This is a genomic window from Streptomyces sp. NPDC001393, from assembly GCF_053597455.1.
This window is the reverse complement of sequence record NZ_JBSFIH010000011.1, coordinates 1-13756: the sequence shown is the minus strand read 5'-3', so window position 1 is coordinate 13756 and position 13756 is coordinate 1. Positions and strand designations below refer to the sequence as shown.

The following is a 13756-nucleotide window of genomic DNA, read 5'->3' as shown; positions in this document are numbered from 1 at the left end:
GCCGTGTGCACGAGAGGGTCGGCTTCCGGCCCGGCGGCACGCGACTGTACGTCTCACTGGACGCGTGACCTCCCGGGCCGACGGGCCCGTGCCCTCTCCGTCGTCCGGCGTCAGCCTTCTCCGGGCAGAGGGTTGTCCTTGACGAATCGGCGGATCTCCTCCGTGAGCGCCGCCGGGTTGTCCAGCTGGACCAGGGTGCGGGCGTCTGGGATCTCCACATAGCGCGCGGCCGGCAGCAGTTCGGCCAGGCGGCGGCCCGTCGCGGGCGGCATCATGCGGTCCTCTGCACCCCAGGCGACCAGCGCCGGGCGGGTGAACCCCGGGAGGTTCCGAGACGCTGCCAGATAGCAGTCCTTCCGGGTCGTACGGAGGAACTTGGCGAAGTCACGGCGGATATGACGGTTTGTCAGCAATGGGCCGTACCAGCGCGCGACGAGTTCCTTCGGGAGCCGCGTCTTCGCCATTCCGCCGAGCGAGGTCTGCATGCGGGCGAGGAAGGGGAAGCGGAAGGACTGCAGGAGGAGGAAGACGCCACCGGGGATCCTGCAGGCCGCGTGCAGGATGCGGCCCTGGACGCCGGGCGGGTAGTTGTCCAGGGCCTCGCACGAGGTCAGGACGAGCCGGGCGATGCGTTCGTCCCGTACACCGACGAGGAGTTGGGCCGTACCGGTGTCGTTCTGGACGAGGGTGACGTCCCGCAGGTCCAGGCGGTCCATGAACTCGGCCAGCAGGCGGGCGATGCCGTGCGCGGAGAGGTCCGCGTCCGGCCGCATGGGATGCCGGTGGCTGCCGAGGGGCAGCACGGGGACCACGACGCGGAAGTCGGGGCGCAGGGCGGAGACGACGTCGGCCCAGACCGAGTCGTCGAAGCCGAGGCCATGGGCGAGGACGACGGTGGGGCCGTCACCTCCGGTGTCCTGGTAGTCGATGGTTCCCGCGCTCAGCTCGATCTCCGCCATGCCCGTGCCTCCGCCCCGGTCGGCCGCTTCGACTGACTCTCTGACTCTTCTCTGTCTCTCGACAGATCGTTCTTGACAGATGGTCTTGATAGATCGTTCTAATGACAGAATAGACCCCCACCACCCTTGGGCAACAGCGGCTCCCCGGAGGTGCCCCGTGAGCGACGGCAAGGCCATCAGCACCCACGAGACCCGGCAGCGGATCCTGCACGCGGGAACCGAGCTGTTCCGGCGCTCGGGGTACACCGGCACGGGCATGAAACAGATCGCCGAGGCCGCCGAGGCGCCCTTCGGCTCGATCTACCACTTCTTCCCCGGCGGCAAGGCCCAGCTGGGCGAGGAGGTGATCCGCACCTCGGGGGCGGTCTATCTGGGGCTCATCACCACGCTCATGCAACCGTACGAGGACCGGGTGGCGGCCACCGCGGACGCCTTCGCCGCCGCGGCCGGCACCCTGGCCGAACTGGACTTCGCCGACCCCTGTCCCATCGCGACGGTGGCGATGGAGGTCGCGAGCACCAACGACACGCTGCGGCGGGCCACTTCGGAGGTCTTCGACAGCTGGATCGACCACCTCGCCGCCTACTACGCCCAGGGAGGCATCCCCGGGCCCGCCGCCCGGGAGACGGCGAGCTCGGTCATCGCCCTGCTGGAGGGCGCCTTCATGCTGGGCCGGGCCGCGCGCAGCACGGAACCGGTACGGGCCGCGGGCGCTGCGGCCGCGGCGATCGTACGAGCGGCACTGGCTGGGAGTTGAGTCGGCGCGGCCGTCAGGTCTGCCGGCTCCGCCCGCTCGCCCGGTAGAGGTCGCGGAGCAGGGCGATCTCGGCTCCGTGGTGCAGCACTTCCTGGTTGACCCACCACACGATGTCCAGGAAGGGCTCCTCCGGGTCGCTGCCGTACGGATACGCGCAGTGCCCGACCGTGTCCAGCGCCGCGTCGTCGGCGCTCAGCAGCGCCTGCCGCCAGGCGGCGACGCCGCTCTCGAAGGCCGCGACGGCGTCGGCGGCATCCCCGCTGACCGGGTGGTTCTCCCGGGTAGCGGAGCGGCTGCCGGCGGTGTGGTCGGCGCGCAGGGACAGCATCTCGGTGAGGTGGCTCAGCCGCCACGCGAGCGTCGTGACGGGCGGTGGCCAGGGGTGCGGGTACGGCGCTGCGTCCCGGCCCCACGGGCCGCCGCCATCCAGGAAGGCCGCCCGGGGCCCCGGCCCGTCGGCGCGCCGCCTGACCGTCCAGCAGCCGGGCACCGGTTCCCAGAAGTACTCGTCGTCGGTCATGGGGTCGACCCGGGTCTCCCCGCCGTCGCCGCTGTCCATGACGGGCCCGGCCAGGCGGCGCAGCAGCCGCCCGCACGCGAAGTCGAACTGGTCGAGCAGCGGGGCGAGTCGGGGCGGTGTGGTCGTCATCGGACACTCCTGGGTGGACGGACCGGCCCCTGCTGTGCCGGCCTGCGGGCGCCACGCCGGTCGCGGGACGCGTACCGGTCTGTCGCCGCGACCAGTGCCTGCCCCATACCGGGTGTCCCGGTAGTGTGACCGGTGTCGTCGACGATCACCAACTCGCTGTCGGGCCAGGCTCGTTGGAGTCGCCAGACGATGCCGAGGAGGTTGCCGAAGTCGAGGCTGCCCTGGACGAGGGTGCCGGGGACGCCCTTGAGCAGGTGGGCGTCGCGCAGGACCACGCCTTCGTCGTTGCCCTCGCCGAGGAAGTGGTCGTTGCCCCAGTAGTGCGTGACGGTGCGGGCGAAGCCCATGCGGAAGACGGGGTCCTCGTAGCGGGCGACGGAGCGCGGCGGCGCGGGGATGGTGGCGGTCTCCCAGTCGGTCCAGGCCCGGGCGGCCCGTTCGCGCACCGCGGGGTCGGGTGATGCGAGCAGCCGGTTGTAGGCGGCGGCGAGGTTGCCGTCCCGCTCGTCGGCCGGTACCTGGGACCGGAACTCGGCGAAGGCGTCCGGGAAGATCCGGCCGAGGCCGCGGGTCAGCAACTCGACCTCGGCGTTCGACCCGGTGGCGACGCCGGTGAGCACCAGCTCGGAGACCACGTCCGGGTGGGTCTGCGCATAACGCAGGGCGAGCACCGACCCCCAGGACACGCCCCACACCAGCCATCGTTCGATGCCCAGGTGCCGGCGCAGCAGCTCCAGGTCGGCCATGAGATGGGCCGTGGTGTTGACGCTCATGTCGGTGTCGTGGCGGCTGGCGTGCGGTGTGGACCTGCCGCTGCCGCGCTGGTCGAGCAGGACGATCCGGTAGGCGGCCGGATCGAACAGGCGCCGGGCATAGGGGGTGCACCCGGATCCCGGCCCGCCGTGCAGGACGACGGCCGGCTTGCCGTCGGGGTTGCCGCAGGTCTCCCAGTAGACGTGGTTGCCGTCGCCCACGTCGAGCATGCCGTATGCGTACGGTTCGATCTCCGGATAGAGGTCCATCCGGGCACCGTAGCGCCTCCGACCGGTCCAGTCGGTGGCCGAGGACCGGTCGGCTCTACTCCAGGGGCGCCCACTGCAGTTGTGCATCGCTCCGCGGTGTCCTTCGCCCGTCCGGAGCCGTTGTCCACGGTAGTGCTCTGTCGCGAAAGCGCCCCGGAATTGTCCGTGATCGGTAACAGCCGGATCCCGCGATCAACCCGGGCCGTCCTGACAGGTGCACGGAACGCGGATGCACAAGAGCACAGGGACACGCACGGAACGGGGCGGGGTATGGCGCGGCACGGTGGGCGGGGTTGGTACGGCCGGATGGTCGCGGCGGCGGTCGGGGTCACCGCGGTGGCGGCCGCCACATCGGTGTGGACCGCGCAGGCCGGCCAGTCGGGCGGCGGCGGTTCGGCCGGGGCGGGTGCCCCGGCCCGGCACGCCGCGCCGAAGACGGTGACCGTGTCCGCCGACATCGCCCACGCCTCGGACGGGGGGGAGCACGCGGTCAACATCACCATCGACGACGGGCCGGACCCCGTCTGGACCCCGCAGGTGCTCCAAGTGCTGCGCGAGAACGGCGTAAAGGCGACGTTCTGCATGATCGGCCCGCAGGCCGAGGCGCACCCGGAGCTGGTCCGGCAGGTGGTGGCGGCCGGGCACCGGCTGTGCGACCACACGGTGTCGCACGACACCACGATGGACAAGAAGTCCGAGGCCTACCAGTCGCACGAGGTCCTGGAGGCCAGGCGGCAGATCACCCAGGCGTCGGGCGGGGTGCAGCCGATGTACTACCGGGCTCCGGGCGGCGCCTTCACCCCCTACAGCCGGCACCTGGCGGCCTCGAACGGGATGCGTCCGCTCGGCTGGAACGTGGACTCCAAGGACTTCGAGCGGCCCGGCACGGGCACCATCGTCGCCACGGTCCAGCGGGAGCTGACCAACGGGCCGACGATCCTCTTCCACGACGCGGGCGGCGACCGCTCGCAGACGGTGGCGGCGCTGCGCACCCTGCTGCCGTGGCTGAAGCAGCAGGGCTACTCCTTCGGTTTCCCGGTGCGCTGAACGAACCTGCCCCCGGTGGCCAACGGCAGCTTTCGGCCAATCCCTGGTGAACCCCGGGGGAAATCTTGGCCATCGAAGTCCCGGGACGACGGTCCGCATCCGCAGTGGTGCCTACCATGAGGCCGCTGCGTACTACGTCGTCCCGGAAAGGCTCGCCATGCCGTTGCCTCGCCTCGGCACGCGGTCCGCTCGTCTCCGGACGGCGCCCGCCGTGTTCGTCGCCCTCGCCGCGGCCCTCGCGGGCACACTGCTGGCCTGTTCGCTCGGCGGCCCGCGCCACGGCCGGACCGCCGGCGCCCCCTCGGCGCACGTCGTCATCGATGTGTCGGAGAGCCGCTGCGGCCGCGGCTGGACCCGGCCCGAGCCCGGGGTGCGGACCTTCGACCTGCACAACTCCTCCGACGGCGCCGCCGAGGTCTACCTCGAGGACCCGGGCAGCCAGGTGGTGTACGGCGAGGTGGAGGGCATCGGGCCCGGAACGACACGGCAGTTGACGGTCCGGCTGGGCAGGGGGGCGTACGCCTTCAAGTGCGTGCCCGACGACGCCGACGCCGTCACCGGCCCCACCGTGCACATCACCGGCGGACAGCCCGGCCCGGGCGCCGCCCCGGTCTCGGAGCACGACCTCATCCCGCCCGCCCTCGCCTACCAGAAGTGGGTCGGCGGCGGACTGGACGAGGTCGTCCGGCTGACGACGCGGCTCAGGGACGCGATCGACGGGGGCGACCTCGTGGGGGCGCGGACGGCCTGGCTGCCCGCGCATCTGGAGTACGAGCGGCTGGGCGCGGCGTACGACGCCTTCGGGGACGCGGACACGGCGATCAACGGCACCGACGCCGGACTGCCCGGCGGGGTGCACGACAAGGACTTCGCCGGGTTCCACCGCGTCGAGTACGGGCTGTGGCACGGCGAGTCGGCCGCCGGGCTGCGCGCCCCGGCGGCGGCGCTGCTGAAGGCGGTGACCGGGCTGCGGGACACCTGGTCGCAGACCCGTATGGACCCCGCTCAGCTGGGCCTGCGCACGCACGAGATCCTGGAGAACACCGTGCAGTTCGAGCTGACCGGCCGCACCGACTACGGCAGCGGCAGCAACCTCGCCACCGCCCGCGCCAATCTCGACGGCACCCGCGAGGTGCTGTCCCGGCTCAGGCCCCTGCTGGCGACCCGGTACGCCGGACTCCCCGAACTTCTAAGGGAGTTGGACCGCGCCGGGCACACCCTGGACGGGTTCCACCGGGGCGGTTCCTGGACCGCGCTGGACCGTCTCACCCGCGCCCAGCGGGAGGACGTGAACGCGGTGCTCGGTGACCTGGTCGAGCGCCTGGCGTCGGTGGCCACCCTGTGCGACCCCCGGAGGACCGTGTGAGCGAGCGTGCCGTCACCGCCGAAGGACCTGACGGCCTGGGCCGGCGCGGCTTCCTGCGCGGCGCCGCCCTGACGGGGGCCGGCCTCGCCACCGGCGCCGCCTCCCCCGCGCGGACACCGGCAGCCACCGCGGCGTCTCTCGCCCCCTTCCACGGCCTCCATCAGGCCTCGGCCATCACGGCCCCCCGCCGCACCTGCGTGTTCGCCTCCCTCGACGTGACCGCCGGGAGCCGCGCCGAGCTCACCGACCTGCTGCGTGCGCTCACCGACCGGGCCCGCTTCCTGACCTCGGGCGGTACGCCGTCCCCGGTGGGCATCACCGGCCCGCCCGCCGACTCGGGCGTCCTCGGCGACCAACTGCCCGCCGGTCAGCTCGCCGTGACGGTCGGCGTCGGCGCCTCACTCTTCGACGACCGGTTCGGGCTGGCCGCGCTCAGGCCCCGGCGGCTGACCGCGATGCCCGCCTTCCCCGACGACGACCTCCGGGCCGACTGGTGCCACGGCGATCTCAGCCTCCAACTGCACGCCGACGAACCCGACACCGCCCTGCACGCGCTGCGCGACATCGCCCGGCACACCCGGGGGGCCGCCCAGGTCCGCTGGCGCCTCGACGGCTTCTCCAGCCCGCCCCGGCCCTCCGGCACCCCGCGCAACCTGATGGGGTTCAAGGACGGCACCGCGAACCCGGACGCCACCAGCGCCCGCGAGATGGACCGCCTGGTGTGGGTGGGCCGGGGCATGGGCGAGCCGGACTGGGCGGTCGGCGGCAGCTACCAGGTCGTACGGCTGATCCGGATGCTGGTGGAGTTCTGGGACCGGGTCTCGCTCGGCGAGCAGGAGCGGATGTTCGGCCGTGCCCGCTCCTCGGGCGCGCCGCTGGACGGCGACCACGAGCACGACACGCCGAAGTACGCCGACGATCCCAAGGGTGACGTCATCCCGCTGGACGCGCACATACGGCTCGCCAACCCTCGCACCCCGGCCACCGCCGGCCAGCGTCTGCTGCGCCGCGCGTACAACTACGACCGGGGCATGGACGCCAACGGCAACCTGGACATGGGCCTGCTGTTCACCTGCTACCAGCAGGACCTGAAGCGGCAGTTCGAGACGGTGCAGCACCGCCTGGCGGGTGAGCCGCTGACGGACTACATCAGCCCGTTCGGCGGTGGCTACTTCTTCGCGCTGCCCGGCGTACGGGACGACTCGGACTGGTACGGTCGCGCCCTGTTCGGCTGAACCTGTCCGGACAACTCGGCGGCCGACCGGGTCAACACACCGTCAAGTTTTGCCCCAGCATCCCTGACTCGGTGTTCACCCGCAGGCCATCATGGCTCCGCCGACGCGTCCGGCAACAGGCGCAGCATGCGTGCTCGTACGACGCACAGACGTTCAGTCCGGAGGGGTAGACCACCATGGCCAGCAGAGGAAGACGAGCCGCGCTGCGGACTCTCGGCGCGCTCGCGGGGGCCGCCGCGCTGACGGCGCTCGGCAGCAACGCGCCCGGCTGGGCGGCCGTGTCCGCGGGCCAGGCCTCGACGACCACGCCGATCAAGCACGTCGTCGTGCTCTTCGACGAGAACATCTCCTTCGACCACTACTTCGCCACGTACCCGAAGGCCGCCAACACCGACGGCACGAAGTTCACCGCGTCGAAGAACACCCCGAAGGACATCGACACCCTCGCGCACGCCGGGCTGCTGAAGAACAACCCGAACCAGTACGCGCCGAAGCGGCTGTCCCCGTCCCAGGCGATGACCTGCGACCAGAACCATTCCTACGGGCCGGAGCAGTACGCCTCCAACGGCGGCAAGGCCGACCAGTTCGTGCAGAACACCGAGGTCGACAAGTGCAGCGGCGGCCTGTTCGGCGAGCCCGGCCTGGTCATGGACTACTACGACGGCAACACGGTCACCGCGCTGTGGAACTACGCCCAGCACTACTCCCTGAGTGACCGCTCGTTCAGCTCGAACTACGGTCCCTCGACGCCCGGCGCGCTGAACCTGATCTCCGGGAACACGCACGGCGTGATCTCCATGGACCCGTCGACCGGCACCGAGAACCCCAAGCAGACCTCGACGCCGGACGCCTACGCGGTCAAGTCCCCGGACGCCAAGGGCGTGGGCACGGTCATCAACGACCCCGACCCGGCCTACGACGACTGCTCCGGCAAGGACCACACCAGCAGCAACGCGCTGGCCTCGATGCAGGGCAGGAACATCGGTGACCTGCTCAACGCCAAGAAGGTGACCTGGGGCTGGTTCCAGGGCGGCTTCCGTCCGTCGACCGCGTGGAACGGCACGTCCGGCTCGTACGCCAAGTGCGACACCACGCACACCAACCTGGGCGGCGCCGCCGTGGCGGACTACAGCCCGCACCACAACCCGTTCTCCTACTACAAGTCGACGGCGAACCAGCACCACCTGGCGCCGAAGAGCGTCTCGGAGATCGGCCACAACGGTCGGGCCAACCACAACTACGACCTGACCGACTTCTCCGCCGCGCTCAAGGCGGGCAAGCTGCCGGCGGTCAGCTTCCTCAAGGCCGGTGAGTACCAGGACGGCCACGCCGGCTACTCCGACCCGGTCGACGAGCAGCACTTCCTGGTCGACGAGATCAACGCGATCCAGAGCTCGCCGCAGTGGAAGTCCACCGCGATCGTGGTCGCCTACGACGACTCCGACGGCTGGTACGACCACGCCTACGTCGCCCCGAGGAACGGCTCGACGGACACCTCGCTCGGCTCCAACGGCAAGGCCACCGACAGCCCGGCCTGCCAGAACGGCCCGAAGGCGTCCGGCGGTTACGCCGACCGCTGCGGCCCCGGCACCCGCCAGCCGCTGCTCGTCGTCTCGCCGTACAGCAAGGTCAACAAGGTCGACCACACTCTGACCGACCAGGCGTCCATCACCCGGTTCATCGAGGACAACTGGTGCACCGGCCGCATCGGCGACCACTCCTTCGACGCCACGGCCGGCTCCCTCGCGGGCATGTTCGACTTCCGGCGCCCGAACAACAGGCAGGTGCTGCTGAACTCCGACGGCTCGGTCAAGCACGTCGGCCCGATCCGGCACGTCGCCCCGGTGTCCACCAGCATCACCCCGGGCCCGGCGATGCAGAACACGGCCGCCACGACGGACGCCTCCGGCTTCCCGACGCTCCCGGTCGGCCTCGGGGCGGGCGCCCTGCTGGCCGCGGGTGCGACCGGCACGTACCTGACGCTGCGCCGCAAGCAGCGGGCCTGATCCCGCAGTCCGGCACACGCGCCCCCGGTCGGTGACCGGGGGCGCGTTCGCATTCCCCCGGCCCCGACGGAGAACCGCCGGCGAAACGCGTGGCCGGACCGTCGGCCGAGATGCTGAAATGGCGCGGTGCAACGTGAGTTCTCGATCGTCGTGGACCGGAGCAACCACCAGTACGCGCCGACCCCGTGGGAGCAGGAGTCGTGGCGGGCCTCGGCCCTCGACTGGGTGGCGGAGCAGCTCGACTCCCACGGACTGCGGCGGAGCGGTGAGCTGAGGGTGCGGCTGCGGCCGTGGTCGGTACTGGTGCGCGTGCCCGTCGAGGGACAGGACGCCGTCTGGTTCAAGGCGAATCCGCCGGCCAGCGCCTTCGAGGGGCCGCTGACCGCCGCGCTGGCCCGCTGGGTGCCGGAGCACGTCCTGCGGCCGCTGGCCGTCGACGCCGAGCGCGCATGGGTCCTGCTGCCCGACGGAGGAGAGCTGTTCCGCGATGTGCTCGCCCGGGAGGCGGTCGAGCCGCGGACCTGGGAGGAACTGCTGCGCCAGTACGCGAGCCTGCAGCGGGCCCTCACCGCGCACGCGCGCGAGATCGAGCGGCTCGGGGTGCCCGCCACCCGGACCGCCGACCTGCCCGAGGCGTTCGACGAGCTGCTCACGAGGAGCACCGCCCTGCGCCCGGAGGCACGCGAGCGGCTGGAGCGGCTGCGGCCCCGGCTCACGGACTGGTGCGCCGAGCTCGCCTCACTCGGCGTCGAGGACACCCTCGACCACGCGGACCTGCACGACGGCCAGCTGTTCCGTCCGGCACCGGGCCGGTTCACCTTCTTCGACTGGGGCGACGCAGTCGTTTCGCACCCGTTCTGCAGCCTGCGCGTCCCCGCCGAGAAGGTTCGCGCACGGTACGGGCCGCAGGTCCTGACCCGGCTGCTCGACGCCTACCTGGAGCCCTGGACGGGAACCGGCCGCGCGCCCGCGGAGCTGCGCCGCGCCGCACACCTGGCCTGGCGGCTGAGCGTCCTGGGCCGCGCCGCGTCCTGGGGCCGCACGTTTCCCGGCCCCTCGGGCACCGTCCCGGGCGCCGAGCAGAGCTCCGAGACCCTGCCGGCGATCTTCGACGACCCGCCGTTCCAGGCATGTTGATCGCGGGCCCCGAAGCGGCGCAGGGGCGGAGCGGCAGGGCGCGTGCCGCGGTCACCGCCGCCGGCCGGTTGTGGGTACGCCCACCGGTTGAGGGTGCGCCCACCGGTTGAGGGTGCGCCGACCGGTGGTGGGCGCGCCGGGTGGATGTCGGTGCGCCGGCCCGTCGTCCGCTCGTCGAGCGCCCCTCCCGCTCGGCGCCTGTGCCCGCTCGTCCTGGCCGAGCCCGTGTCGTACGGCGGACACTGGGCCGTATGATCCGCACTCCGCCGCCCGCCGCTCCCCCGCCCGGCCGCCGTGCCGTGCTGGCAGCCCTCGCCGGTGCCTCGCTCGGCGCGTCGAGCTGTTCCGGCCGTACGGCCCCGGGCGCGCACCCGTCCCGTACGGCCACGACCCCGCGCCCGTCGCAGGAGCCCACAGCCGGCACCAGGTCGCCGTCGCCCACTGCCGCGCTGCCGCGCACCACCCCTTGGCGGCCCACGTCCGCCGAGGTCCAGCCGGCCGCGAAGCTGCGCGCCGTGCGGCTGGTGGAGGCGATAGGCGCCTGGGCCGCGGGGCAGGGCGGCACGGCGGCGGCACGGGCGAGGGTCGCGGCGCTCGGGCTGCCGACGGCCCTCGTCGGGCAGGCCGGTCCGCTGCTGCCGACGGCCGACCAGGCGGCGCTGCAGGTCGTGGACGCGCAGTACGGTGGGATCCTGTCCCGGTCGGCCAGCGTGCTGGTGGTGTGCCGGCAGTGGACCCGGCGCGCCGGCACGGTGAGCGCCGGCGGGACGACGGTCGACGTGCGCCTGTCCCGGTCGGCTTCCGGCTGGACGGTCGATGCCCTGCACCCGGCCCACCCCGGGCCGGCCGCCCGCTCCTTGGCGCCGGACGTCCGCAGCGTCCTGTCGGACGACCGCATCGTGCTGCCGCCCGCCGCTGTGGCGGATCTGCGCAGTGGCCGGGTGCACACCAGTGTGGCGCAGGCGATGCTCGCGCTGGCACGGACGTACCGGCTGGAGGTGAGCGTCGTCCGCTCCGGGCATCCACTGGACGTGTTCGGCACCAGCCGGCCCAGCGACCACCCGCGGGGCCGGGCCTTCGACGTGTGGCGGATCGACGGCCACGCGGTCGTCGATCCGGCGACCTCGCGCGGTCTGATCGAGCGGTTCATGCGGGACGCGGCAGCGGCCGGGTCCTACAACGTGGGCGGTCCCGTGCTGCTGGCAGGCGGCAGTGCCGGTCAGTTCTTCAGCGACGCCACCCATCACGATCACGTGCATATCGGTTTCCGCACCTGACCGCACCCCACAGATGTCACCCGTTCGGCCGAACCGCAGGCGGCCCGGCCGGGCGTGCTCGCGCGGCCTGCCGACCGGTGTTCCGCCGCCGCTGCGGGTTGCGCCGGCCGCGCGGGCGTCGGGACGCTGGAGCGAACACGCATCCGGGAGGCGCAGTGGCTCCAGGGCACGACACCACATCGTCGGACGGCCTCGGCCGCCGGCGTTTCCTCACCCTGTCCGCAGGTCTGGGCCTCGGCACGGCCGCCGCCTGTACGGCGGCACCGCCGCATCCGCACTCCGCCCCGGCCCCCGACGGGCGGTTGCGGCCCGAGGCCGAACGGGACGCCCCGGGCACCGCCGACTGGCGTCTGGCCTCCACCGGCCCGCCGGACGCGGTGGCCGGCTACCCGGACCGGGTGAGCGTGACCCCGGGCGAGCAGTTCGGGCTGCATGTGTCGACCACAGCCGCCGCGTTCCGGGTGTCCGCGTTCCGGGTCGGGTGGTACGGCGGCAAGCAGGCCCGCCGGATATGGGCGTCCGGTCGCATACCCGGCCGCGCCCAGCCGGCGCCGCGCACGCTGCCCGCCACCCGCACGGTGCGCGCCGACTGGCCGGTGACGCTGCCGGTGGACACCTCGGGCTGGCCGGAGGGCGCCTACCTGTTGCGGCTCGAGGCGGACACCGGCCACCAGCGGTACGTCCCGCTGATCGTCCGCTCCACCGACGGCACGGGCCGTACGGTCCTGCTGCACGCCCCGGCCACCTGGCAGGCGTACAACCGCTGGGGCGGCAGCAGCCTCTACAACGGCGTGTCCGGGGCGTACGCCACCCGCTCGCTCGCGGTGAGCTTCGACCGCCCCTACGACGGGGAAGGCGCCGAGAAGTTCCAGGTGTACGAGTGGGCGCTGGTGGTGCTGGCCGAGCGCCTCGGCATACCGCTCGCCTACACCACCGGCGTGGACGTGCACCGCGACCCCGCGGTGCTGCGCGGCGCGCACGCCGTCGTCTGCCTGGGGCACGACGAGTACTGGACGCCGGAGCAGCGGGCCCATGTGACCGCGGCCCGGGACGCCGGTACGAACATCGCCTTCCTCGGCGCGAACACCTGCTTCCGCCGCATACGGCTGGAAGCCGGGGAAGCCGCGGACGACCGTACGGTGGTCTGCTACAAGACCGCCTACCGCGCCGACCCCTGCTACGGCTCGCACCCGGCCCTGGTCACCACCGACTACCGTCTCCCGCCCGCCCCGGACCCCGAGTCCTCCCTGACCGGCGTTCTCTACGAGGGCTATCCGGTCGACGCTCCCTACCTGGTCCGGGCCGCCGACCACTGGCTGTACGAGGGCACCGGCGCACGCTCCGGCGACGCCTTCGCCCATCTCGTCGGCGTGGAGTACGACCGGATCACCCCCGGCGCCCCCACCCCCGGCCCGCTGGAGATCATCGCGCACTCGCCGCTGGTCTGTGAGGGACGAGCCAGCCACAGCGACTCGGCGTACTACACGGCTTCCAGCGGCGCCGGCGTGTTCGCGACCGGCACCATGCGCTGGGTGGAGGGCCTGGTGGCCGGGACGGGCATGCTCGGGCGGGACCACGGCATGGACGCCCGTACCCGTGCGTTCGTCACCCGGACCACGGAGAACCTCCTGCGCACCTTCGCGAAGGGCCCCGCGACCCGGCACGCCCCGCCGCCGCGCGCCAACGTCCGCTCGGTGTACGGGGCCTGACGTCGGTCAGTCCGTCGCGGTGTGCCGTCCGCCCGACCGCAGAAAGTCCCTGCGTGCGTTGTTGTAGATCCGCAGGAGATGCTTGGCGACGGCACAGGCCGCGCCGTCGGCATGGCACTGACGGCAGTTCCGCACGTGCTGCTCATAGGTGAGGCGCGCGTTTTCCAACGCGTCGTTCAGAGAGGACTCGGACATCTCGGCATCTCCGGGCAGGGCGCGTTCTGAACCGCGCCAAGTTGACTGACTGGTAACCCGGAACCAAGGTGATCATGTTACTGGCGGTACTGGGAAACCCGTCTGCACGCCCAGCCGCCGGGCGATCTGCGGGACGCTGAAGTCACCGGTCTCGTCGATCAGCTGCAGCGCGGTGGTAAAACCAAAGCCGTGACTCTGTTGGCGATCTTGTGAGGGGTGCTGACGCGGCGTCTGTTCTGCGGTTCGCTGAGGTGAGGCGGGGTGGTGTCTCGGGGAGGGGCCCGGGGATGTCGTTGCGGCCAAGGAGTTATCAGCGGATTCCGGCGCGGACGGTGCTGACAGCGTGGGCGGCGTGTCCGAAGGGGGCGCCGGCGATGCTGATGCGGGACCGGTTGGA

The 13756-nt window shown here is 72.4% G+C and carries 12 protein-coding genes and 1 pseudogene; 8 read left to right on the top strand and 5 right to left on the bottom strand.

All coding sequences use genetic code 11. From position 1 onward, the window contains the following. Positions 1–110 precede the first annotated feature (110 nt). Positions 111–959: an alpha/beta fold hydrolase gene (locus tag ACWC2T_RS14905; protein ID WP_450670773.1), complete on the bottom strand. Its 849-nt coding sequence runs from the start codon at positions 957–959 to the stop codon at positions 111–113. Between the two features lie 157 nt (positions 960–1116). On the opposite strand from ACWC2T_RS14905, the gene ACWC2T_RS14900 reads away from it, so the two are divergent. Then, positions 1117–1716 carry a TetR/AcrR family transcriptional regulator gene (locus ACWC2T_RS14900; RefSeq protein WP_450670772.1) on the top strand — a complete coding sequence of 200 codons (600 nt, stop codon included), beginning with the start codon at positions 1117–1119 and terminating at the stop codon, positions 1714–1716. 13 nt (positions 1717–1729) lie between these two features. Here the strand turns inward: ACWC2T_RS14900 and ACWC2T_RS14895 are convergent, their stop codons facing one another. Next, entirely contained in the window at positions 1730–2365 is a 636-nt protein-coding gene (locus ACWC2T_RS14895; RefSeq protein ID WP_450670771.1) for a DinB family protein, read from the bottom strand. Next, positions 2362–3387: a prolyl aminopeptidase gene (gene pip / locus ACWC2T_RS14890; RefSeq protein ID WP_450670770.1), complete on the bottom strand. Its 1026-nt coding sequence runs from the start codon at positions 3385–3387 to the stop codon at positions 2362–2364. Before pip ends, ACWC2T_RS14895 begins: the two co-directional genes overlap by 4 nt. 270 nt (positions 3388–3657) lie before the next feature. Between pip and ACWC2T_RS14885 the strand changes: the two genes are divergently transcribed. From ACWC2T_RS14885 to ACWC2T_RS14855, 7 genes are all read left to right on the top strand, one after another. Beyond that, complete coding sequence (locus ACWC2T_RS14885; protein ID WP_450670769.1) at positions 3658–4434, top strand: polysaccharide deacetylase family protein; 777 nt, start codon at positions 3658–3660, stop codon at positions 4432–4434. 157 nt (positions 4435–4591) lie between these two features. After that, positions 4592–5800, top strand: coding sequence for an EfeM/EfeO family lipoprotein (locus tag ACWC2T_RS14880; protein WP_450670768.1), 1209 nt, complete (start codon positions 4592–4594; stop codon positions 5798–5800). Further along, entirely contained in the window at positions 5797–7035 is a 1239-nt protein-coding gene (efeB, locus tag ACWC2T_RS14875) for an iron uptake transporter deferrochelatase/peroxidase subunit (RefSeq protein WP_450670767.1), read from the top strand. Before ACWC2T_RS14880 ends, efeB begins: the two co-directional genes overlap by 4 nt. A gap of 176 nt (positions 7036–7211) precedes the next feature. Then, positions 7212–9041: a phospholipase C gene (locus tag ACWC2T_RS14870; RefSeq protein WP_450670766.1), complete on the top strand. Its 1830-nt coding sequence runs from the start codon at positions 7212–7214 to the stop codon at positions 9039–9041. A gap of 126 nt (positions 9042–9167) precedes the next feature. Continuing rightward, a complete protein-coding gene (locus tag ACWC2T_RS14865; protein ID WP_450670765.1) occupies positions 9168–10178 on the top strand; it encodes a phosphotransferase in 1011 nt (336 codons plus the stop codon). 251 nt (positions 10179–10429) lie between these two features. Continuing rightward, positions 10430–11455, top strand: coding sequence for a hypothetical protein (locus ACWC2T_RS14860; protein ID WP_450670764.1), 1026 nt, complete (start codon positions 10430–10432; stop codon positions 11453–11455). Between the two features lie 155 nt (positions 11456–11610). Beyond that, positions 11611–13164 (top strand): N,N-dimethylformamidase beta subunit family domain-containing protein, encoded by a 1554-nt coding sequence (locus tag ACWC2T_RS14855; protein ID WP_450670763.1) that lies wholly within the window; start codon positions 11611–11613, stop codon positions 13162–13164. A 6-nt stretch (positions 13165–13170) separates the two neighbouring features. Here ACWC2T_RS14855 and ACWC2T_RS14850 read toward each other — a convergent pair whose 3' ends face one another. Beyond that, the gene (locus ACWC2T_RS14850; RefSeq protein ID WP_450670762.1) at positions 13171–13359 is read right to left on the bottom strand and encodes a hypothetical protein; all 189 of its coding nucleotides are present in this window, start codon (positions 13357–13359) and stop codon (positions 13171–13173) included. 96 nt (positions 13360–13455) lie between these two features. Further along, positions 13456–13527 (bottom strand): annotated as a pseudogene (locus ACWC2T_RS14845) (TetR/AcrR family transcriptional regulator); the annotation flags it as partial. Between the last annotated feature and the right edge of the window lie 229 nt (positions 13528–13756).